Genomic DNA, 23903 nt, shown 5'->3' with positions numbered 1-23903 from the left:
ATTTTTTATTTCAATAAATAGGATAAATCACTCGCTACCGTTGGATAACCCATGATCCATTGCTCTAATTCTTCTTTTTTTGTATGTTGACTGATCAATAAATTCAAATCATTGATTAAATCATCTGCCTGTTCACTAAGGACACTGGCACCAATCAAATACCCAGCTTTGTCATAGATCATTTGGGATTTAGCAAGTGGTTCATTCACACGATGATAGGTAAACCAATTGGTCATATCAATTTCTACTACTTCTTCTTGTCCAGTGAGTTGTTTTTTTGTTACCCCGACCTGAGCCAATTTCGGACTAGTAAAAACGATCGTAGGGATGGAAGGGTAACTAATTTTTTCTTTAGTATTTCCTAATACATAGTTTGCAACATAATTTCCTTCAAAGGTAGCAACTGGCGTTAATTTTGGCTCTGTCCGTGAGATGATATCCCCGCAAGCAAAAATCATTGGATTACTCGTTTGAAGATAGTCATTAACAACAACACCATGTTTCGTTGTTTCTACCTTCGCCTTTTCCAGGTCTAGTCGCTCAACATTTGGCTGTCTTCCAGTGGCACAAAAAATCGCATCTGCCTGTAGTTCTTGATCGTTTGACTTCAAGGAATAGTGCGTTCCTTCTTGAATGATTCGCTGTGACTCAAAATCAAAAACAAATCGAATCCCGGCTGCTTCCATTTGTTTAACTAATTGTTTGACCAATTGTTCGTCAAATGCTTTTAATGGTCGTTGATTATGGTGAACGATCGTGACATTGCTTCCTGAAGCATGAGCGATCATCGCTAATTCAAATGCAATATAGCCTGCACCAATAAAAATAATGTCCTGAGGCAATTCACTTAATGATAAAAAGTCAGTACTTGTTTGTAAAAATTCATTCCCATCAATAGGTAAAATCGATGGTCGTTGTCCAGTAGCAAGAATGAAATGTTCAGCTGAAATTTTTTCTTCTCCTACCATGATCGTATTTTCATTGATAAAGCGTGCTGTTCCAGCTAGATAATCAATGTCAGCTGCTGCTAATTCTTTTTGACGATTCTTTGAAACTGGATCTGTAAAACTGCGCTTAAATGCTTGTAGTTCTTGCCAATCAACAGTTGGTACTTCGCTGAATCCTTTACCCAACAACTGTTCAATTCGTTTTCTTGCTTCCACACTATTTAGTAGAATTTTTTTAGGGTCACATCCTCGATTAGGACAAGTACCACCCCAAAGATTTTCTTCGATGATCAAGACGTTCTTCCCTGCTTTTTTTAACCCATAAGCCACGCTCATACCAGCTACGCCGGAACCAATCACAACTTCATCATATTCTTTCATTTTCCCTTTCCTTTCTAGATAAATAAGTGAAGATATCTTTTCTTGTAATCTCCCCTAGATTTTCCTCATTTTCTCGAATATTTACTGCTTCATGTTGGATCAATAATTCGAATACTTCAGTCAGCGGTGTACTTAAGTAAACATCTGGAAAATCCGCTTGATGAAGTCCTTTGCTGTAATCGTCAGCTACGATCAGCTCTTTTACTGTTTGTTGTTTTTGTTGAATCGTTTCATCAAAAAAGCTCCGTACAAATTCATTTTTAGGCTGAGTCAACAACTGGTCGGGTTGGTCACATTGAATTAATTCGCCCTCTTTCATGACAGCGATCCGATCTCCTAATTTTATGGCTTCATCCATATTATGCGTCACAAAGACGATCGTTGTGCCTAATTCTCGATGTAAGGAAAGTACAAGGTCTTGTAAAGAAGCTCGAGACAAAGGATCTAAAGCACTAAATGGTTCGTCCATCAAAATAACTTCTGGGCTAGCTGCCAAAGCACGGACGATACCGATCCGTTGTTGCTCTCCACCGGATAATTCCTGTGGCATTCTATTTCGATAGATTGTAGGATCAAGTCCGACTTTCTCAAGTAATTGGTCAGCTATTTTTTCTCTTTTTCTTCTTTCCCATCCTAGCATTTCTGGAATAACTTCGATATTTTGTTGGACAGTCATAGTTGGAAACAACGCAATTTGTTGTAAAACATAGCCCATTTTCCACCGCATTTTTTGTAAATCATAGTCTTTTAACGATTTACCCTTGAAGAATATCTCCCCTGCGCTCGGCTGAGATAGACCATTGATCATTTTAAGCGAGGTCGTCTTCCCGCTACCAGAGGGACCCACCAAAACAAAGATTTCCCCTTGTTCAATCGATAAGTTTAGTTCTTTAATTGCATATTTTTCGCCAAATTTCTTTTGGACTTGCTTGAATTCTATCAGATTATTCATTTATTCCCCTCCTTCAGTAGTCCTTCTTTTTCCAAGAATGCATGCGCTACTTCCGCAGGTTGTTGTTTTTCTACATTCACTTGATAATTCATTTCAATCATTTGAGATTCTGTTACTTTGTCAGCGAGCTTGTTTAGAGCTGCAACGATTTCTGGATGTTCCTTCGCAAAGGCTTTGGTCATCAAAGGAGCTCCTTGATAATCTGGAAATAATCCCTGATCATCTTCTAAGGTGACAAGGTCATATTGTTTTAGATCACTATCCGTCGAATAAGCATCTACTACATTGACATCTCCGTTATCGATGGCTTGATAGCGTAAACTTGGTTCCATACTTTGTACACTTGGAAAATTAAGTTTGTAAAGTTCTTGGATTCCTTTATAGCCATCCGAACGATCAATAAATTCTAATGTGAAACCGGCTTTTATCTGATCTTCAATCTTTCCCAAATCAGAAATGGTTTTTAGCCCATTTTCTTTGGCAAATGATCGCTTCACCGCTAAAGCATAGGTATTTTGATACGCCATTGGTTGAAGAAGTGTCATTTCAAATTGTTCACCTAATAAGCGATTCGCTTGATTATAGGTTTCTTTTTCATTCAATTCTTTATTTTTTAAGTCATCAGGTACTTTAACTAAGCTTTCTAAAACAGTTCCTGTAAATTCCGGATAAATATCGATCTGTTGATTCTCCAATGCACTAAAAAGAAAACTGGTTTTGCCGAAGTTCGGTTTTAATTCAACTTCAACATCTGAATTATCTTCAATTAATTCTTTATACATTTGAATCAAAATATCTGGTTCTGAACCTAATTTCCCAGCAATTGTCACCTTATCTTCTTTAAAGAGTCCGCTTTGATACAAAGATATTCCACCGATTCCCAAAAAGATAAGCAATAAAGTGATAACTGTATATCGAGGTTTCAAATGTTGAAGAAGTCTGATTAAACTACTGAAAATAATTGCTAACAAAGCTGAACTGATTGCACCGATCAGTGTCAAAACTGGCGTATTGCGATCGATTCCTAATAAAATAAACGTTCCTAAGCCACCGGCACCGATCAATGCTGCTAACGTCGCTGTTCCAATGATCAAGACAAGGGCTGTTCGAATACCTGAAATAATCACTGGTAATGCGATTGGCAATTCCACTTTGATCAACCGTCTCATGCGTGACATACCAAAAGCAACTGCTGCTTCTTCAATGGATGGATCAATTTCACTAAGTCCGATATACGTATTTTGAAAAATTGGTAATAACGCATAGATCACTAATGCAATCAACGCTGGCACTGTTCCGATTCCAACGAAGGGGATCAACAATCCTAATAAAGCTAAAGATGGGATCGTCTGTAAAACACTGGTTATCTGCAACAATACTTCTGCCATTTTTTTATGGTTCACTGCCCAAATAGCTAATGGGATTGCAATAACAATCGCAATCAATAAGGCAATTAATGAAATTGATAAGTGCTGAAATGTTGCGGAGATCAATTCTCCTTTTCGCTCAACAAGCGTTTGAAAAAAATTATTCATAGGATCTTCCTTTCCATTCTAATTTAAGTATAAACATAGACGAAAAAATCCCCAACTAAGTTGTCTGAAAAGAACAAAAAAGATGCGTAGTTCATCATTTGTAAATCCAACACCCCGGCAATTCTCTGAATATGCTTCAAACTAGCGATAAAGTCCTTAATCAATAAATGGAAAGAAAGAAGAAATTTATTTCTTCAAACTCTATGTATTTCTTTCATATAAAAAAAGACACATCTCACGAATTTGAACGAGAAATGTGTCTAATTTATTTGAATATAAAAAAACAGCCAGTAAAGCAGAAACCTCGTGGGGGAGATAATTTTTACTGGCTTGTTCATAAATTATTATACTGTAAGTTTTGTCCAAAGATAAAAAAAAGTAATAAATGATCGTTTTAGAGTCATAAACGTTCAATTTTTCTCGAAATTCCTATTTTTTCTCAAATGACTAGCTGGTTTGCTCTTTCTTTCACTCCGTATAATGGGTAAAATTCTTGACCTTTTTGATACAAAATTTCTTTTTCACGATTTTTCATCAAGAAAACAAGCAACTCTTTCATCGGCAGATTGGGTTTATTTGGTTCAAATAAAAACACACATTGAGTCTCACCTTTTCTTCGAATGCTCGTCAAAGCCTGCAGATTATCATGAAGATCACAATAGATGCCTTTATATTCTCTTTTCGTTGGAGAAGTTGTGATGAGTGTTAATAGATCAGCTGCTCGCATAGTTACTCCTTTCCTTGGACATCCTTTAAATGTTGAAAAAATTTTTCAAATTATCTATTGAAGATTCTTAACTAATAAGTATAATAAAGAAGTTGCTGAAAATTTTCAAAAGAAAAGAGGTTTGAGAATGAAAAAAATAAATCTATTAATTGATCTGGTTGGTATCAGTTTTGGCGCTGCACTTTATGGTTTAGCTGTGACCGGGATCAATATTCCTGCTAAATTAGCAGATGGTGGTGTAACAGGAATTGCCCTTTTACTTAATAATTTATTCGGTTTTGCTCCTTCCATTACATCACTTATTATCAATTTACCATTGCTATTGGTTTCATTATTCATTTTTGGTAAGCAGGCTTTTCTGCGAACGATTGTCGGAACCTTTGCCTTAGTGTTCTTTTTACATTTGTGGGAAGGACTAAACGTCCATTTTGCTGTCCACAATCTTTTACTCAATAGCCTGATGACTGGTGTATTATCTGGTATCGGTTGTGGTCTGGTCTTTCGCTTTGGTGGAAGCACTGGCGGAACAGACATCATTTACCAAGCCTTTGAAAAATATTTCCATATCAAGATCGGTAAAAGTCTATTCTTGATTACATTTGGTATCTTGGTTGTTTCTTTATTATATCTGGATGTAACACATTTTGTTTATACCTTACTCAGTTGCTCCATCTTATCTTATACGTTAAACAAAGTGAAATATCTCGAAGTAAAAGGTTCTCTCAATCCTTTTTCTGCAAATCGTTCAAAAGAACCTTTTGATACTCTTGATTCTGCAGAACAATTTGAATAACCTTCTTAAATGATTGGTTAGCGACTGAAAAGTATATTTCTACTTTTCAGTCGCTATTTCGTTACTAGCAAAACCTCCAGTAATCACTACTTTACCATGTACTTTTCCAGTCTCTACTTCTTTCGTTGCCTGCTTTAAAGTCTCTTTGCTGATGCCTTCTCTGTATACTTTTCCTAAAGTAGTATGGATTTTTTCTTCTTCTACCAATGCTGTCAAATGTTTTAATATTTCCCCTTGTGTCTCGATTAGTTGACCATAATCCGTTTTAGTAAACATATACTCCCATTCAAATGAAACAGATAAATTTTTAAAACTTGCAATATCGATTGGTCCATCAAGTCCTACGATCATCCCAATTTTCCCCATAGGTTGAATCATTTCTGCCAGCTCAGTTAGATAGGGACGGATATCATGTAAAACCGCTACGACATCGACGGTGCTTATCCCAACCTTTTCTAGTTGAGGCTTTAACTCCTGATGGTAATCAATTGGATGATCGACCCCATTTTCTTTTAACCATTGAAAGTTTTTGGGGCTGGCTGTCGCAACCACCTCTAACCCACTCCATTTTGCTAATTGTGTGAGAATCGAACCGACACCTCCAGCACCGTTGATGACCGATATTTTTTTACCTTTATTCGCTGATTCTTTAGGAATCAATTGAAATTTCTCAAATAAGAGTTCATAGGCGGTGATCGCAGTTAACGGTAATGCTGCACTAGCTTCGTCCGTGAGATTTTCTGGTGCTTTTGCCACAATTCGTTCATCTACCAACTGATATTCTTGGTTACTACCTGGTTGTTTTGCTGAACCAGCATAATAAATACGGTCTCCTATCTCAAAATTTTCAGATTGGGGACCTTTTGCAACTATTCTCCCTACCGCATCAAATCCCAAAACAGTAAAAGACTCTTGTTTTGGCGTCTGCATTCTAAATTTTACATCCACTGGATTCACTGAAACCGCTGAAATCTCCACCAATAACTCCCTTTTTTTAGGAACTGGAGTTTCTGCCAACTTTTCTAAAAAACTATTTTTGTCAGTCAATGGTAATCCCTCATAAAACCCAATTTGCTTCATTTGTTTTTTCATAGAAACCTTTCCTTCTTTCTTTATACAAAAAGACCTGGATCAATCCACGAAAGGAGTTATCCAGGCTTTCCATTATTTAAAATAGCTATTTTCTTCCAAAGAATTCCCTTGTTCTTCTATCAATCCTTTTAATGATCTTTCTAAAACACCATGATTTTTATCTTTTCTTTTTGATGTCGCACTGAGTGGTTCTTTCTCAGCTTTGTTAAAAGGTTGTACAGAAGGAGAGCCGGCTTTTTTTGTTTGGTAAGGTACCGGTTCATTATCAAATAACAAATATGAATCTTTCATTTTTTTCATTGAATCAACTAGTTCTGCGTCAGAAATACTAGATACTTTTGGATCAGGAATAATTGATGCTGGCACATACTTAGGTACAAAGTAAGAACGCCCACGACCATTTTTTTGTTGGTTCGATGTATAGGATTTGGTACTTGTGTGCTGCTCTTGACTCTTCTGACTATTCATTGAATCAGCCGCTTTTCTCGTCCGCTGATTAGTCAATGGGCGATTACTTGCTTGATGCGTATGATAATCAGGAAGCTGTTCTTTGTGTCTGACTAAATTTTCTTTTGGAATTGTTGATTTTTTTGAATTGCTCAAATTTCGACGTTTGCGTTGTTCTCTAGCATCGCCTTGAGCAAAGTGAAATTCTTGCATTTGCTCAAACATTGGTTGATTATTGTTTTCGGTTAATAGATCATCCTGTCCATCAAATAAAACACGCCTTTGGTTTTTTGCTAGTTTGACGCCAATTTCGTCATCATAGGCAGGAAAACGAAAATGTTTCCGTCTAATTTCATTCATTTTAAACCATCCTTCTCATAAATGGAACTTTTCTCAATCATAGCATAATTTTTTCATTTTCCATAGTAACCATAACTAAATTTAACCTCTTTCGACGGTCATCTGGTCGTTTCTCGAATGACCAATTCAGGGAAAAATCGACGGTATCCTTGACTTTCTCCTTTTTCGGTAATTTTTTTCAACAACATTTCACCACAAACTTCACCCATTCGTACGATATCTTGTTTTACCGTAGTTAATTTGGGTGAACTGATTTGGTCTAAAAATACACCATCAAAGCCAATGACTCCAAAATCTTCAGGAATTTTCCCCTTTTCTTTAGCAATACCTCTTACAATCCCTAAAGCTAGTCGGTCAGAGCTGCAAATAAAACAAGTCTTTGGTTTAATAGTTGACCAATGATCGGCAAGATATTTCTCTGCCATTGTCGAATGATTTGGGAAACGTAATATTTGCGGCTTCATGTTGGCTGTTTCCATAACTGAAAGGTAGCCTGCTTCTCTTGATAACTCAAATGGCTCATCCTCGTCAATCCCAATATAAATAATTGTCTCGTAACCGCATTCCATAGCATATTGTGAAGCCTTTGCTGTGCCATAATGGTTATCGCTATCTACATAATCATAGCCAAAACGATTTTCACCAAAGAGGACGACTGGTTTTTCCAATCGGTCGATCCAGTCAAAATCTTTTTCTCTCACCCCTGTAATGATGTAGCCGTCGCAAGACCCTACGTCAAATGCATCATTGGTTACCAACTGCAAAGAATAGTGCGCTTTTCCAATACATTTTGCAATTCCCATCAATAAATTCATATAATACGGTTCTGTTGTATCAATCTCTTCAAGGATGAAAAGTTTGATGATTTGTGACCGATTAGAAACGAGTGCTTTTGCTGCAATATTGGGGCGATAATCTAATTCTGCCATCGCAGAAAAAACTAATTCTTTTAACTCATCCGTTACTTGTTCCGGGTGATTGATGACACGAGACACCGTCATTTTGGATACATTTGCTTTTTTAGCAACATCAGCTAATGTTGGCATAGGTTGCTCCTTTCACAATAGAAAACTTTTTTCTGTTTTCTATCATTATAGCAAACTTGAAAGCGATAAAATGTAGAAATATCGTAAAAATCATCTGCACGCCAGCATCTTTTTAATAAAAGTTCACTAGAATCGAAAGCCAGTTACTCCATTTTATTAGAAAAATGTACGTTATCTCCATCTATTTTCTAGTTTCAGATATGAACTAGAAAAATAGCAAAGAATGAGACTAAGCCAAAAATAGCCTCCTCTTCTAGTATCTCTAAAACGAATAAACGGTGTTTAAGGAGCAACAACTTCAAAAAATTTGCCGAAATTGACTAAAAATTTGAGAAACACCTAGTAAGTATCCATCAATAGCAAAAACCAGTGTTTGTGTTTCTTGTCAATTTTTGGATATTCTTTCGTATTTCTTGATGCTAAACGCTTATTTCTCAACCTCAGCTTTGCTTATTTCATAGCATTGTTTGCTTCTCTCATACCTCTATTATTAAAAATTCAACATACACCTGTCTTTTCTATTCTTTGGATCCATTCATCATTTGCACCAAAAATTTGGTTGCTCTATCCATCAATGGTACTTTTACCATATGCTTTTCGGTTTGCGAATAATCAAAAACAATTCCTTGACCATAACGTTCTTTTTGATTATTTTTCACAAAATCATTGGTTTGTTGAAAGGGAATTTTCTCGTCTTTTTCACCGTGCCAAAAATATAAAGGTCGCCCAGCTAGTTTTTCTGGCTGCAAAGATAAATCATATTTTTCGACCCAAGAAATTAAATCAAAATAATCGTTCGGCAGTATGTATTGGTACTGATGAGCTCTTTTGTAAATTTCTTTAGCATACTGTTCAGGCGCAGGGGAACCCATCAGACAAATACCACCAACCAAATGCGGATGTTTTGTTAACAACGCACAAGTCGTCATCCCCCCCATTGAAACGCCACCTACAGCTACTTTTTCATGAAGAACATCTCGTTTTTCTAAGTGCTTCAATAAAGTCTCAAATTCAAATAAGTTTCCATAAATACTATTCCAAAAGGTAAAGGAAGGAATAGCAGAAACTACTTGCTTTCTTTCACCATGGTTCATTGCATCTGGTAGTAAGACACGAAATCCTTGTTTAGCAAACTTTCTTCCTTGTGTCAAAACTAATTCTTTACTCGTTTGCCAACCATGATAATAAATAATTATCGGAATTTTTTCAGCTCTTAATTCGGTTAGGACAACTTCTAATAATGGAATATTATTTACTTTACGTTTTAATATAATTGGATTCACTTCTTTAGTCTCCGATCTTCATCAAAATAGTCGAACGAAATATTTCCCATCCACTAACCACAATTTGAAATAAACAAATCGTACCAAACAAAATCAAAAATAAGCTCATCGTTCTTGAAAAGAGCAATAATGCTAAAAGACCAGCTAGTCCTAATCCTAAGGTAAGCAGTGGATAAATTGTGAAATTAAAAAAACTAGCAAAGCTGCCAAAAATATTTCCGATAAAGATCACGGAAAATAAAAAAATACTTAAAAGCAAGCTATCGGTCAATGATATCTGAAAGATATAATTATTGGCTACGATGGGCTGCTGAAGTGAATATAAATCTAAATACCCACAAGAGGCAACACTGAGAACATGAGTGACTCCTATGGCTCGGTTTATTATTTTCATTCGTATCACCAACTCTCTTTATAATTCTATTATAATCGTTTTATCATCATTTAGAATAAAAAAGGCTTAAATTTTAATTTTTTCTTTTTTCCAAATAATCGTTCACAATCAAAATGACCTAACAACCTATGAGTACCTCTTGTTTTTTTGTCATGCTCCTCATTTTGTCTGTCTAGTTCTGAAAAAATTTAATTCTTTTTTCAGGCATTTCATGTTCAAACTTCTCCTTTTTAAAATAGAGAATAAATATACTTTTGGGAAAATCTACATCAAACTGATCTATTATTAACTCATAAGTAATAATCAATGTTGTCACTAAATTTCTTTGTGAATAAAAACATTTAAGTGAGGCACATCATTAGTAAAACCTTTAATTAAATTAGTTTGAAAACTTGTAATTGAAGTTAAAATGAAATTTACCATATAAAAAAAGCCTTTATTTTTTATTTCCATTAAAAAGCATCGACATATACTCATCATTTTGTTATCATATATCTGATTAACACTATTTTTATCAGGAGAATATATGAAAACGAAACGACAGACAAGTACATTTTTGCACATAGGGACGCTTTTCGCCCTATTGACACTTTTTTTGTTCTTATGCTATTCCTATTTCAGATCTTCCGATATACCATGTAATGCCTTTGGCTGGTTATTGTTAGATCACCCCGGTTTAAGTCAGGTAGATGAGAGCCTCTTCTTGCTAATTCTTTCATCTTTGTGTGGTTTTATTTTTTCATTGGCTTTTCGAACATATGTGAAAAAACAACTCCCCAAAAAGATGGATGAAGCTGCTACAATTTTTGTTGCATCTAGGTTGCTCGCATTGCTGACCGTTTTATTCTATTCCTTTAACCAAAATTCATTGTTCTTTTTTATACTGAATGGACTGGTTATCATTTTATCCATCTTTACTTACTTTATTTTTTCACTAATATTCAAAAAGTTACGCTTGCCACTTTTAATGCAACTAATCCCACTATTCTGCTTTGTCTATAGTGTCTTTTCTTTTCTTGTATTAGCGTTAGCGCCAACTTTTGATCCAGCAAATATTCAAATCACTAGTAATTTTCTTGAATTACTCTTCATTTCGTGTTTAGGAATGATGATGTGGCAAATAAGAAAAACAGTTCAGGACAAGTAAGTCTAAGTGCCTTGAACTGTTTTTTTATTTTTCGGATGATATTGCTAATAAAGAATCCTTTACAATAGACATAAATGATTGAACTTTACATAAAAAACATCAAAGCTAGTCATTTCTGATAACTTTGATGTCTGAGGATTATTAACAGTTGAGTCTAAAAATTTTTCAGTTGATTTTTTCTATATAAGAAAAATCTGCTAAATTTAGTTCCTTGATAAGACGATCATAGACTTTTCTAGCAATATAAGCATGCTCTTCCACGGTTCTTCCAGCAGCGATTTTGGGTAGTTGTCTTCTGCTGTTTGCCGTTTTATCCAACGGCAATGCTAATTGATAGTTGAGCTGATCATCAGTTTTCACAACTTTAACAGTATTCGACAAGATCAGTGAATCAAAGAAGATACTGGAACGACGATTCTTATATTTTTGAGCTTGGATACGCTCAATGATTACTTCAACTTGATCAAAATAATAAGTTTCGTTGACGTCACCGATCAGTTCTACAAGTTTTAAAAATTCTGATGGCACAGGTAATTGTTTCTTTTGTAAATAAAAATAATTGGCAAGAGAATAAGATAACTTGTTATGATAATTTAAAGAAACAAATCGATAATTCTCATTGCCAGCAACCTGTCTCGTCACAGGAATAAGATCTTCTAAGGTTGCATAAAAATAGGTTGAATTAGACACGAAACATTCTTGCCAACATTCATTTCCCATAACCAACTGTTTTTCCGTTTGCGACAAAGGACTAATAGCTTGTAAAATCTTGGCTGCAGCTTCTTCAATTTCTTTTTGATAAGTTTCTTCTTCAAATATTGGAAAATTCAACTTATAACGACGATTTTCCCGCTTGATTAGATTTTCATCAATCAACTGATCAAGAAAAGCTTCAAATTTCGGTTGATCAAAATTTTTTTTCAACTCTCTCAAAATAATGTCTTCTTCTTGATGATGATGCAAATACTCAATCAAAGTTGGAAAAACAGCATTGTTTACTAGTTTGCTAAGCAACTGCTGGTGATTTTGTGAATAAAAATAGTTCATTTTTTCCCCTTCTCGTTTTCCCTAGCTCAATTGGAAATAGGCCGAAGAATCCCAAAAATACGAGCAACTATTTCCGGATTCTTCGGCTTATTTTTTAAAGCTGGATCACTTCTGTTCCAACCTCATTTTGATCGAACAAGCTAGGCTGGCATTGTGAGCCTGGAACAAATAGCTGTCAGGCTCTTTAATAACTATCGAATAAAAGGTGTTAGCAACCCCTTAGCTAGCTTAGTTAAAAACTGCTGTTAGCTGAGGAACGACTTGTTTCTTACGAGAAACAACTCCTTTTAATAAGGCACGATTGTTCGTTAATTTAACTTGGAAAGCTTCTTCGACTTTATCTAATCCTTGACCTGCAACTAATAATTCCGAATCGCTATCTAGGATATTCGTTACCACTAGGACAAAGAGATCATATCCATTTTTAGCCATTTCTTCAGTCATCGCTTCTTCCAGTTCCGTTTGACGAGCCATTACTTCGCTTAAATCGACTGTATTCACTTGTGCAATACGAACATTAGCTTCTCCCATTGGGAAGCTTTTGGCATCAAGATCAAGTAAGGTTGCAGCTGATTTATCGCTAAGATTTGTACCGGCCTTTAACATATCTAACCCATAGCTTGTCAAATCAACGCCTGCAATTGTTGCAAGTTCTTTTGCAGCTGCCTCATCTTCTGATGTACATGTTGGTGATTTGAATAGCAATGTATCAGATAAAATTGCAGAAAGCATAATGCCAGCAATCTCTTTAGGAAGTTCTACTTGGTTTTCTTTATATAACTTCAAAATGATTGTACTTGTACAACCTACTGGTTCAGCTCGGTAATAAAGTGGATTGGCTGTTTCAAAATTTGCAATCCGATGATGATCAACGACCGCTAAAATTTCTACTTCTGCAATATCAGAAATACTTTGTTGAAATTCATTATGGTCCACTAGCATCACTTGTGTTGCTTCTTCTTTTGCTGATTGAACGACACGTGGGGCAGATAACTTAAAGTAATCTAATGCATATTGTGTTTCTTCGTTAGGTGTACCTAAAGCTACAGCTTCAGTTTCTTTTCCTAGTTGATTTTGCAAGTGCGAAAAGGCGATTGCCGCTCCGATTGCATCTGTATCTGGATTTTGGTGACCAAAAACTAAAATTTTTGACATTTGTCTCGCTCCTTTATGGTTTCTCCTACTTAATAATAGCAAAAAAACCGAAAGAAGCAATACTGACGCTATAATTTCTAGGATGGAAGAAATTCCGATCCATCTTACTTTTATATCAAACAATCGCAAACAAAATTTTTGATAGCGCGAAGTACCATGGAACAGTCATTTAAAAAGTTGGCCATGCCATTACTCATTTCATTGCAGAACTCTTTGTACTGAAAGAAAGAGTTGGGAAAAGTAAATCATTTATCGTTTTTTTTCTTTACTAGCCTTTAATGACTACTTGAGTTTTGAGCAAACGGTTCAACTAAGCGGTTTTCAGCGATTACCTGTGCCATCCATAAACTTGATTGTTTCGGTAACCGTTTATAGCCATTGTCCAGATTGACACGATAAAAACCATATCTATTTTTATAGGCATTCAACCAACTCCAACAGTCAGCAAATGTCCACATATGATACCCGAAGCAAGGAGAACCTTCTGAGATTGCCTGCTGCAGTTGCGTCAAATGTTCAAATAAAAAATCAATTCGGTAGTTGTCGTCAATCATATTCTCTTTATTGTTGAACCGTTCTTCTTGCGACACACCCATCCCGTTTTCTGAAATATACCAAGGAATATTGCTATAACTGTTTTTTAACCGCATCGCAATATCATAGATTCCCCGCGGATAAATCTCCCAGCCACGATGTGGGTTAATTCGTTTCTCCGGCCAATCATAACCTCGGAATAAATCTCTTAGTCCTGTGATTGGTCGTTTCTTTTCTTGAGGTGCTTGAACACGTAATGGCTGGTAATAATTACAACCAATAAAGTCTACTGTATTCTCCGCAAAAATTTCTTTATCACCTGTTTCTGTTTTAGGAAGCAAATCACTTTCTCGTAATACCTCTACCAGCTCTTCTGGGAAAGTACCTCGTACCGCACAGTCCAGAAAGCTGCGAATATAAAACAGGTCTGCCCACTTTGCAGCAGCCACGTCTTCAGCTTCTTCGCTTTTAGGGTAAACGGGTGCTAAATTGAGAATGATAGAAATTTGTCCGTCATTAAAAGAAGAGCGCCGGTACTCCTTTACAGCTTTCGCATGCGCTAGTAGTGTGTGATAGGCAACTTGTATAGCTCGTTTAAAATCATGCACCTTGGGCCAATGTGCATCTCCCATATACCCACATTCGATGTGTACAAGAGGCTCATTGAACGTCGCCCATTTTTTTACTAAATCGCCAAAAGCTTCAAACGCAGTCTTTGCGTAAAATGCAAAATGATCCGCTGATTCACGAACTTCCCAGCCACCTTTTTCCATCAGCCACCAAGGCATATCAAAATGGAACAAATTGATGATCGGCTCAATGCCATTATCCAGCATTTCCTGAAAATAGGCTCGGTAAAAATCAACAGCTTGCGGATTTAATGTCTTGCCATCCGGTAAAAGACGCGTCCAAGCAATCGAGGTCCTATAGGAATTTAAATTCATTGCCTTCATACAGGCAACATCTTCTTTGTATTGATAATACGTATTAGAGGTATTTTCTGGTCCTGTTCCGTTATAAAACAATTCTGGTTCTATTTCAAACCACTTATCCCAAGTTGATGGGCTCTTGCCATCAACCAAAGCAGCTCCTTCTGTCTGAGGGGCAGAAGCCGCTGCTCCCCACAGAAAGTTTTGTGGAAATGTATCCATTTAAAATTTCCTTCCTTTTCTATCGTTTTATCCACTGATTCCCTTCAGTCAGTGAACCCAATAATCATCGTTCATGTTGGTTCATTCTTTTTCTCATTTATATTTACCATGATTTGGCAAAATTAGTTAGTCAGTGTGATACCCGTTCTCTTTGATCTTTATCATGAAACCATTTGTTTGACCATCATCTCTATGCTAGTTGCTAATAATCTCATTTTGGTTTCTCCAAACTCTTGATGTTTTGTTCAAATAAAGCTGGACGCTAGGAACATCCCAAACGTCCACTTTGATGTTAAAGATGATTATTCGGTTTTAGCCCAACGATCATATGCTTTTTGATAAGTGCTGACAAAATCATTTAATCCCATTGATTTTAATGTACTGACATATTCATCCCATTTAGCCAAACTTTCCACACCTGTAATAAATTTAGCTTCCATTTGCTCTACATAAGTCCGAATGTCCGTCGCGTTGATCGCAATTTGATCTGCTTCATCTTTCGTCATATAAACAATTGGGAAAGGTACCTCGGTATTGGGCATGATTTTCTCGTTGATTTCTTTCATGCGAAATTCCGTCCATACACTAGGATCAGGATCATTGACATTAGCTAAAACACTTTGGGCATAATCGTCTTCTAATCCCGGTACGACTAAGCCATAATCCATTGCAATTTTCCCACGATCTTCTTCCATCTTTTGTTTATTTTCGCCTGTATATACCCGAACTTTTTCTCCAGAATCGTTTGTTTCATATTTCCAAAATGCCCCTTCTGGACCTTTTGTCATTAAATCTTGTCCTTCTTCTGTGTAAAGATAGTCCGCCCATCGCATGGCTGCCTCTGGACTTTTACATTTATTGGTAATCGCAAAAGTTCCAGTTGTTACACGAGGATGCCCCGGTGCTAAAGGTGTATTTTGAATACTTGAAGTAACTAGTGAAAACATTGGATCTGATAAAGACTCCTCAGGCATTTTACCAGTAGCCATGTATGAAGCATACGCGCCAAATAAACCGACTTTATCTGTTTGTGTGTTTCCTTGATACTTTTCTTCTGACTGCGAGAAGACTTCTGGGTCCAGCAATCCTTCAGAATAAAGTTTATTCATATACGTTAAATATTCCTTATAGTTAGCCGATGCAGCAGCATAACGCACTTTTCCGTTAACTTCTTCGATTCCTAGAGATTTCATACCAAAAGCAGGTAGCAACCACGTACGAATAATTGCCAACTTGTTGCCGTCTGATAACGGAATCTCATCTTGTTTGCCATTACCGTTGGGGTCTTCTTCTTTGAATCGCTTCAACAATTTATATAACTCATCCGTGTTTTTTGGCAATTCGGTTACCCCTAATTTTTCTAGCCACTCGCCGTTATACCATAAAGGTGAGATATAAAGAGGGCTAGAGGTATCTTCTGGATATAATCGTGGTAAAGAATAAATGTGTCCATCTGGTGCAGTAATTGATTTTTTGAACTCTGGGTTCTCATCAAGGATTTTCTTTAAATTTGGCGCATAGTCATCAATCAAATCCTCCAAGGCAATTAAAATTCCTTGTGATCCATAATCTGATTGTTTGGCATTTGAAAGACCACTTCCTGCACCAAAAATAACATCTGGTAACTCACCAGAAGCAAAAGCCAAATTCAATTTCGCTTCAAAATCTGTACTTGGCGGAGTAATATAATCAAAATTGATTCCAGTTAATTCCGCTAACGCTTTAGCCGAAGCTAACTCATCCCATTCTGCTTCTCCACCAGGAGCCATCATCGTCATGTTGATTTTTTCTTTGACGATTGGCATTCCGGTTTTTTCAACGGCAATAGTTTCTTCTTTTCCAGCAGTATTTCCCTTGTTCCCACAAGCACCCAAAAGAGTTGTTGTCAACACTAATGATGCAATTACTAAATAACATTTTTTCATTCATTTCACTCACTCTCTTATTTATTTTTTAGTTAGCCTTTCAAAGAACCAACCATGACACCTTTAACAAAGTACTTTTGTAAAAACGGATAGATCATAATGATTGGTAATGTCGAAACGATCATTACTCCATATTTAATGACTTGTGCAAGCTGTTGTTTACTATAAGCTACTTCTGCTGCCGCTGCTGTCATCTCTGTTGTTCCTTTTGTTAAATCTTGATTCACTAAAATCTCTCGCAGGATTAATTGAAGCGGATACATTGATTTGTTTGTTAAATAGATTAACGCACTAAAATAACTATTCCAATGGGCCACTCCGCAAAATAGTCCCATTACTGCAATAATTGGCATTGATAAAGGTAAAACAATCTTCATAAATATCTGAAAGTCAGAACATCCATCAATCAATGCCGCTTCCTCCATTTCTCTAGGAATGGTAGATTGAAAGAAAGTACGTGTAATTGCGATATTATAAACTGAAACGGCCCCTGGAATAACTAACGCCCAAATCGAATCATTCATCCCTAGATTTTTAATCAATAAATAAGTAGGTACCAAACCGCCACTGATAAACATAGGAACCATCAAAAATTTCATAAATAGATTTTTCCCATAAAATTCTGCTCTTCCTAGAGCATATGCACAAGGAAGTGTACATAATAAATTGATAAATGTTCCTAGTAATGTGTAATAAATCGTGTTCCGGTAACCTTGCCAGATACTTTTATACGTAAAAATCGTTTTGTAACCATCCCAAGTGATCTTTTTTGGCAATAGCCACATTTCTCCAGAATTGACGGAGGTCGGACTTGATATAGATGCGCTTATAACATAAATCAACGGATAAATAACCAACAAAAGGGCAATGGCAATAAACAAGTAGATGAGAAACATAAAAAATTTGTCGCCTTTCGATGATCGGATCGCTTTTGAATACATTATTTCCCCTCCATTACCATAAACTTGTTTCGCTGACTTTACGCGAAATTTTATTTACTGTGATCAATAAAAATGCGTTGATTGCTGCATTGAACAGTCCGACAGCTGATGCATAGCTGTACTGTGCGTCAAGCAACCCTTGTTTGTAAACAAACGTGGCAATCACATTTGAAGAATCCATATTCAACGCATTTTGCATCAACAGGATTTTTTCATAACCTAATGACATCAAACTCCCTACATTCATGATCAGTAAAATAACCATAGTAGGAATGATAGTCGGTAAGTTGATATACCAGATTCTTTGCCATCTCGTTGCACCATCGACAGTTGCAGCTTCATGAAGCTGTGTATCAACACCAGATAATGCAGCTAAATAAATCACTGAACCCCATCCTGTTCCTTGCTAAACCCCAGATAATACGTAGATCGTTTTAAACCAACGAGGATCTGTCATGAAACTAATTCGCTCAAAACCTAGAAAAACCAGTAGATGGTTAATAATACCGGTGGAAGGCGTCAAAAAAGCAATTAACATACCGCATACGACAACGACTGAAATAAAATTAGGTGCATAAGTCACTGTCTGCGTAAATTTTTTAAATTTTCCATCTTTCAACTCATTTAGTGCTAATGCTAAAATAATCGGTAGCGGAAATCCTACGACCAAAGAATATATACTGATACCTAACGTGTTTTTAATTAGATCCCAGAAATAGTAGGAATCAAAAAAACGTTGGAAATGCTTAAATCCTACCCAAGGACTTCCAAAAATTCCTAATGATGGGATATAATCCTTGAATGCTATAATCACGCCGTACATGGGACCGTAAGAAAAAACAGCAACCACCACCAATGCTGGAATGACAAAAATATACAGCTGTCGGCTTTTATATAATTTTTTTTTGATCTCTGACCATTTTGTTTTCTCTTTCTCTTTATTGACATCAAGTAATGCATCAGCCATTTTTTAACCTCCTTTTATGAAGTTCACTCATCTCTATTCTTGTGGCTTTTTTAAAATTTCAAGACCAATCAGCCCAATTGCTGGTTTCTCTAATTCACTGCTGAGGATATATATTTGATCTTCTTCCGTATATACTTCTAATTCTTTTTTTGTAGATAAATCTTTAATCACATGATGTTTCTCGGCCTCAATGTCAGCTAAAAATATTTTTTCTTGTGCAAAGCGAATACTTTGAAAGGCATAATGTATGGTTTGATCTTTGCTGTATGTTAATTTCCACTGATTTTGCCATTCTTTAGGTTGTGAGCGAGTTTCATAGATTCCTTCTCCATAGATATTTAGCCAATTCCCAATTTCCTGTAAGATTTTGGTTTCTTCATCAGTAAAGGTACCATCTGGTTTTGGCCCAACTCCTAAGATCAAATTCCCACCTTTGCTGACCACATCGACAAAAGTTTCCAATAGTTCTTGGGAACTCTTAAAGCGATCATTTGGTACATAGCCCCAATCATCACCAATCGGGATATTACTTTCCCAAACTTTCTTGGGAATTTCAGCTAGTTCTGGCACCTTTCGTTCAGGGGTCACATAGTTCTCATGTCTGCCCCCCATCATACGATCCACAATAATTAATTCCGGTTGCTTCTCACGAGCGATTTCTGCTAATCGATCCATTTCCAGGTCTTCTTTTTTCTGTCCACACCAACCAGCATCTAACCATAAAAGATCCACATGACATAGTTATGCGTGATTTCTTTAATCTGATTATGAACAAAACTTACGTAACGTTGCCAAATTTCTGGGTAACGTTCCGTATCATAGCTCGCATGACGCCCCTTGATCGTATCGTCATCCAACCAATAAAACGACGAATACCAATCGGCTTTTGAATAGTAGGCTCCTGTTGCTATTTCTTCTTTACGAAAAGCCTCAAAAACTTCTTTTAAAATATCTCTTTTAAACGGGCTTTGTTTACCACCAACCTTATATTCTGTTTCAAGAGTATTGTACATATTAAACCCATCGTGATGTTTCGTTGTAAAAATACAATACTTAAAGCCTGCTTCTTTACATATACTTGCCCATTTCTTTGCCTGTAATTTTTCTGGGTTAAACTCTTTAATCAAATTCAAGTAGTCTAGTTGCAGTTGTTTAAAATCTTTCCGAAACTCACGCCCTTCTCTTGCCCAAAGGTCTTTTTCAGAAAGTTGCCAAGATTCTACGATTCCTGCTTGAGCATAAAGTCCGTAGTGAAAAATCACGCCAAGTTTTAAATCTTGAAACCATTCTAATCGTTCTTTTAGCATTTCTGTTTCTGGATAAGTCCTATGATCTAATTCAACCTCTTTAGGTACTTCGATATCTCCGCGTATCGCCATTTATGAAACCCCTTCCATGTTTGTGCTTTAAATTTACAAAAAAAGCAAGGCAACAGCAATATGTAAAAAGCATAAGCTATGTAAAAACAGCATAAAGCGTAACTTATTTAGAGGATATCTATATCTTATCTCTTAGTCGGAAAGTAACTATGTAAAAGTAGAAAAAGCTATGTAATAATCGCATACTGATAGAAAACATAAATAAACCTTACTATAATAAAAAGAGCTGTATGACTAATACAAGGAGGTTTTAGCTATGAATCAACATAAACGATCACCACATTCTATTTTTGATTTCACCTATTCTTTAGGAAAATTCTTGCTTTTTCTCATCAAGCTCCAAGTATTTTGGTTTTTATCGGTATTAAAAGGTTGTATTCTACTAGGAACTTTTCCCGCAAGTGTTACCGTTCTCAAATTTTTCTATCATTTATTTGAAGAAAAACAAATTCCTCAAGTCTTATATTCAGATTTTCAAACAAGCTTCAATAATCTGTTTATTTCAACAAATCAACTAGGCTATGCTGCTGGCATGTTACTAGGATTTCTATGGATGGATCTGAGAATTGCAGCTGTGTATTTACAAAACCCTTTCATTCATATGGGGATCTTATTATTATTTATCGCAACTGTCATAGTCATTCTTTATTTATTCCCAGTATTTTTACGTTATGATTTGTCATTCACACAATATTTCAAACAAGCATTATTTCTATCTTTGTGTAGCTTGATTGAAACCGTAGCGATTATTCTGGGGATCTTTGTCGTGACGGCTGTCTCTACCTTTTTCCCAATTTTGACAATCGTGGCTTTTGTGCCTTTATTCTGTTTGCCATTAAGTTGGTTCTCTTTGCAATCAATGATTAAAATTGAAGAAAAAAATCGTACGTTACCGCAATAACAAAAAACAAACCTTAAATCAAACAAACAGCTAAAAGCTGTAACAGAACTGCGAGGAGATTTTACAAGGAAACCTCAATAATAGCTCTTTTTTTAACTTACAATCTACAATGCGATTCGTCAGCCCTTTAGGTAAAAGTCAAATGTCTGTTTCACTCCTTATTCATAATTGTCGCCATCAAAGGGAACCTTCTGCCAATCGTTGACTCAAGCCTTTTTTCAATTTTTGCTAAGGCTACTACCTGTTACTTATCCCTTTCGTTTTTTCTTTCATTTATTATTTTCCAGAAGCTGATTGGCTATGTATATTCATCAACTTTCACTATGTCAAATAAACAGATTATGTACTTTCAAGCTAGTTATTTTCTTTTTTTACAAGTGCTATATACTGAAAATGAAAACGATTACTTCGAGGAGGTTATTATGCAAGTTTCAATCGAACTTACAGATGTCATGCGTGATTTTTTTGAAATTGCGACAAACGAATTAGCGTTAACTATTTCAGATAATGGAAAACCACTCCAACTGATTCAGCGCAACGGTTCATTAAAAATTGAAAATAAAGAAAACGAAACGTTTATCTATTTTCAGGAAAAAGCCCATCTTTTTCGAGCGCTGTCACTCTGGTTAGATCGCTGTGAAGAAGAATTTGTTTATGAAGAGTTTCCGCAATTTGAAAAAATTGGGCCCATGGTAGATCTTTCTAGAAATGCTGTGATGACTGTTGATCAGCTGAAACACTTTTTTGTTCTTTGTAGCAAGATGGGATTAAATAGCTGCATGCTTTATATGGAAGATACGTATCAAATCCCTGATTATCCTTATTTTGGTTATTGTCGTGGTGCCTATTCTCTTGAGGAATTAAAGGCGTTGGATGCTTTTGCAGAGACGGTAGGGATCGAGCTGATTCCTTGTATTCAAACGCTGGCTCATTTAACTAATCCGCTAAAATGGGGATTTGCCAATGGCATGAGAGATACAAGTGATATTCTCCTTGTGGAAGAGGAAAAACATATCAATTTTTAGATCGTGCAATTTCTGTGATCGCAGCCGCTTTTAAAACGTCAAAAATTCATATCGGGATGGACGAAGCTCATGATCTGGGACGTGGTCATTATTTAACCCAGCATGGTTTGATCGATCGCTTTGATATTATGGAAAAGCATCTGAAAAAAGTAATGGAAATCTGTAGAAACTATCAGTTACAGCCCATGATGTGGAGCGATATGTTTTTTAGAATCGGTTCAAAGTCAGGAGACTATTACGATAAAGACGTACATTTTCCAGAAGATTTGATTGCAAAGATTCCTGAAATTAGTATGGTTTATTGGGATTATTACCATCATTCAAAAGAAGAATACCAATTGCATTTTTCAAATCATAAAAAATTGCAACGACCGATCGTTTTTGCGGGCGGTATCTGGACGTGGAATGGTCTTGCACCAAATTATGGAAAATCGTTTGAAACGACCAGTGCTAGTCTTTCTGTCGCAAAAGAGGAAAAAATCAACGAAGTTTATGCTACTTTATGGGGCGATGATAGTGCTGAAACACCGATCATCGCAAGTTTGTTAGGATTACAACAATTCAGCGAGGAACAATTTGCTCCTGAAGTAAGCATGGAACTGATTAAAGAGCGTTTCCGTCTCTTCCACCATCTTGAGGCTGATGATTTTTTACTGCTAGATGCTTTTGATCAGACGAAAGGTGTAGAAAAAAATAACCCTGATGGATCAAATAGTAGTAAGTTGGCACTTTATCAAGATCTATTATACGGTCTTTACGATGTTGATCTGCAAAATTTAGAACTTCCTTCGCATTATAAGGACTTAAGTGAGAAACTATCTAGCGTAACAGCTAATGAGGACACACAAACGATGTTTACTTTTTATCAGAAATTAGCACAAGTCCTTTTTATAAAAACAAATTTGATCGGTCGCTCTTATCGAGCCTACCAATCAAAAAGGAATGACCAGTTACAACTAATCCTTCACGAACTGGAAGTTCTCACCAAAAAGATCAATGAGTTGCAACACCTCCATCGCCAGCTATGGTTTGAATGGAATAAACCCTTTGGCTATGAAATTATCGATCTTCGTTACGGTGCCTTAAAAAGTCGGATAGAAACAACCGTTTGGCGACTGAATAAATTTTTAACAGGAGAAATCAAGCAATTGCCTGAGCTTGAGCAAACGCCTTTACCCTTCGATGCTCCTTTCAAAACAGCAAGCGGTGTCGGGCGAAACTTGTTCCATGGAATTTATAGTGCTAGTAAACTATCAGATATCTAAAGGCAGGGATAAAAAATGAAAAAGAGAACTCTTTTTTTGGTCATTCTGAGTATTTTTTTGTTGGTCACTGCTGCTTCTCAGCTTGTCAGAAACGTGCCTCGTGTCGAAGCAAAACAGACATCTACTAAAATCACTGGGAAAATCAATAATCAAAGAACTGCGAACATCTGCCATCAGCTTTTGCAACAAAATTTAAAGGCTGCAACGGATAAAAATCTGAACGACTATTTAGCAACACTAGTCAAAGATGCACATAAAGCGACCACAAAAGAAATGCAGCAATTTTTTAAAGACTATGATGTCAGTCATGAACTGCTTTCTTTCGAAGTAATCAAACAAACACCTCAATCGATGTTAGTAGCGGCAAAACAAAAAACAGTGAATCATGGGAAGAAGGCGTATCGAGATCATATCACAACGGCATGTCACACCTTTATTTTGGAAGAGAATGAATGGAAAATCAAAGAAACAACAATGACAAATACACAATTTTTAAATTAGGAGTGTTC

At 36.2% G+C, this 23903-nt stretch carries 20 protein-coding genes and 2 pseudogenes; 6 read left to right on the top strand and 16 right to left on the bottom strand.

Annotated features, from left to right (window positions below):
• Window positions 1-5 precede the first annotated feature (5 nt).
• From IGL30_RS04960 to IGL30_RS04945, 4 genes are all read right to left on the bottom strand, one after another.
• A complete protein-coding gene (locus IGL30_RS04960; RefSeq protein WP_123874851.1) occupies window positions 6-1328 on the bottom strand; it encodes a dihydrolipoyl dehydrogenase family protein in 1323 nt (440 codons plus the stop codon).
• A complete protein-coding gene (locus IGL30_RS04955; RefSeq protein WP_034700339.1) occupies window positions 1315-2280 on the bottom strand; it encodes an ABC transporter ATP-binding protein in 966 nt (321 codons plus the stop codon). Before IGL30_RS04955 ends, IGL30_RS04960 begins: the two co-directional genes overlap by 14 nt.
• Window positions 2277-3815: an ABC transporter permease/substrate-binding protein gene (locus tag IGL30_RS04950; protein ID WP_010719428.1), complete on the bottom strand. Its 1539-nt coding sequence runs from the start codon at window positions 3813-3815 to the stop codon at window positions 2277-2279. Before IGL30_RS04950 ends, IGL30_RS04955 begins: the two co-directional genes overlap by 4 nt.
• Before the next feature lie 439 nt (window positions 3816-4254).
• Window positions 4255-4542 carry a hypothetical protein gene (locus IGL30_RS04945; protein WP_010719429.1) on the bottom strand — a complete coding sequence of 96 codons (288 nt, stop codon included), beginning with the start codon at window positions 4540-4542 and terminating at the stop codon, window positions 4255-4257.
• A gap of 127 nt (window positions 4543-4669) precedes the next feature.
• Here IGL30_RS04945 and IGL30_RS04940 point away from each other — a divergent pair, with 127 nt between their 5' ends.
• Window positions 4670-5335 carry a YitT family protein gene (locus tag IGL30_RS04940; RefSeq protein WP_010719430.1) on the top strand — a complete coding sequence of 222 codons (666 nt, stop codon included), beginning with the start codon at window positions 4670-4672 and terminating at the stop codon, window positions 5333-5335.
• Between the two features lie 39 nt (window positions 5336-5374).
• On the opposite strand, the gene IGL30_RS04935 is transcribed toward IGL30_RS04940, so the two are convergent.
• The 5 genes from IGL30_RS04935 to IGL30_RS04915 form a co-directional block, all read right to left on the bottom strand.
• Window positions 5375-6415: a zinc-binding alcohol dehydrogenase family protein gene (locus tag IGL30_RS04935; protein WP_409541774.1), complete on the bottom strand. Its 1041-nt coding sequence runs from the start codon at window positions 6413-6415 to the stop codon at window positions 5375-5377.
• An 84-nt stretch (window positions 6416-6499) separates the two neighbouring features.
• Window positions 6500-7234 carry a hypothetical protein gene (locus IGL30_RS04930; protein WP_430618555.1) on the bottom strand — a complete coding sequence of 245 codons (735 nt, stop codon included), beginning with the start codon at window positions 7232-7234 and terminating at the stop codon, window positions 6500-6502.
• Between the two features lie 98 nt (window positions 7235-7332).
• Window positions 7333-8280, bottom strand: a complete 948-nt coding sequence (locus IGL30_RS04925) for a LacI family DNA-binding transcriptional regulator (protein ID WP_034700335.1) — start codon at window positions 8278-8280, stop codon at window positions 7333-7335.
• 518 nt (window positions 8281-8798) lie between these two features.
• Window positions 8799-9563, bottom strand: a complete 765-nt coding sequence (locus IGL30_RS04920) for an alpha/beta fold hydrolase (protein ID WP_088745511.1) — start codon at window positions 9561-9563, stop codon at window positions 8799-8801.
• Between the two features lie 4 nt (window positions 9564-9567).
• Entirely contained in the window at window positions 9568-9957 is a 390-nt protein-coding gene (locus IGL30_RS04915; RefSeq protein ID WP_123874854.1) for a hypothetical protein, read from the bottom strand.
• Window positions 9958-10483: 526 nt separating this feature from the next.
• On the opposite strand from IGL30_RS04915, the gene IGL30_RS04910 reads away from it, so the two are divergent.
• Window positions 10484-11104 carry a hypothetical protein gene (locus IGL30_RS04910; protein ID WP_123874855.1) on the top strand — a complete coding sequence of 207 codons (621 nt, stop codon included), beginning with the start codon at window positions 10484-10486 and terminating at the stop codon, window positions 11102-11104.
• Window positions 11105-11269: 165 nt separating this feature from the next.
• Here IGL30_RS04910 and IGL30_RS04905 read toward each other — a convergent pair whose 3' ends face one another.
• From IGL30_RS04905 to IGL30_RS04875, 7 genes and pseudogenes are all read right to left on the bottom strand, one after another.
• Window positions 11270-12151: a DUF1803 domain-containing protein gene (locus tag IGL30_RS04905; protein WP_088745513.1), complete on the bottom strand. Its 882-nt coding sequence runs from the start codon at window positions 12149-12151 to the stop codon at window positions 11270-11272.
• A 228-nt stretch (window positions 12152-12379) separates the two neighbouring features.
• Window positions 12380-13306: a manganese-dependent inorganic pyrophosphatase gene (locus tag IGL30_RS04900; protein WP_010719439.1), complete on the bottom strand. Its 927-nt coding sequence runs from the start codon at window positions 13304-13306 to the stop codon at window positions 12380-12382.
• A gap of 275 nt (window positions 13307-13581) precedes the next feature.
• A complete protein-coding gene (locus tag IGL30_RS04895; protein ID WP_123874857.1) occupies window positions 13582-14991 on the bottom strand; it encodes a glycoside hydrolase family 1 protein in 1410 nt (469 codons plus the stop codon).
• A 302-nt stretch (window positions 14992-15293) separates the two neighbouring features.
• On the bottom strand, window positions 15294-16916 hold the full coding sequence (locus IGL30_RS04890; RefSeq protein ID WP_123874858.1) for an extracellular solute-binding protein: 1623 nt from the start codon (window positions 16914-16916) through the stop codon (window positions 15294-15296).
• A 32-nt stretch (window positions 16917-16948) separates the two neighbouring features.
• A complete protein-coding gene (locus tag IGL30_RS04885; protein WP_370566457.1) occupies window positions 16949-17860 on the bottom strand; it encodes a carbohydrate ABC transporter permease in 912 nt (303 codons plus the stop codon).
• Window positions 17861-17870: 10 nt separating this feature from the next.
• A pseudogene (locus IGL30_RS04880) lies at window positions 17871-18824 on the bottom strand (ABC transporter permease).
• A 33-nt stretch (window positions 18825-18857) separates the two neighbouring features.
• Window positions 18858-20203 (bottom strand): annotated as a pseudogene (locus IGL30_RS04875) (alpha-L-fucosidase).
• A gap of 256 nt (window positions 20204-20459) precedes the next feature.
• Here IGL30_RS04875 and IGL30_RS04870 point away from each other — a divergent pair.
• The 4 genes from IGL30_RS04870 (at window position 20460) to IGL30_RS04855 (ending at window position 23895) form a co-directional block, all read left to right on the top strand.
• Window positions 20460-21104 (top strand): DUF624 domain-containing protein, encoded by a 645-nt coding sequence (locus IGL30_RS04870; RefSeq protein WP_088745517.1) that lies wholly within the window; start codon window positions 20460-20462, stop codon window positions 21102-21104.
• Window positions 21105-21526: 422 nt separating this feature from the next.
• Window positions 21527-22129 (top strand): hypothetical protein, encoded by a 603-nt coding sequence (locus IGL30_RS04865; protein WP_240210708.1) that lies wholly within the window; start codon window positions 21527-21529, stop codon window positions 22127-22129.
• 14 nt (window positions 22130-22143) lie between these two features.
• Window positions 22144-23394, top strand: a complete 1251-nt coding sequence (locus IGL30_RS04860) for a hypothetical protein (protein ID WP_260221582.1) — start codon at window positions 22144-22146, stop codon at window positions 23392-23394.
• Window positions 23395-23409: 15 nt separating this feature from the next.
• Entirely contained in the window at window positions 23410-23895 is a 486-nt protein-coding gene (locus IGL30_RS04855) for a hypothetical protein (protein ID WP_088745518.1), read from the top strand.
• Window positions 23896-23903: the final 8 nt, after the last annotated feature.

The sequence above is a fragment of the Enterococcus sp. DIV1089c genome, from assembly GCF_050530965.1.
Lineage (GTDB): Bacteria > Bacillota > Bacilli > Lactobacillales > Enterococcaceae > Enterococcus_B > Enterococcus_B hirae.
The sequence above is the reverse complement of the archived record's forward strand: the minus strand, read 5'-3'. Positions and strand labels throughout refer to the sequence as shown.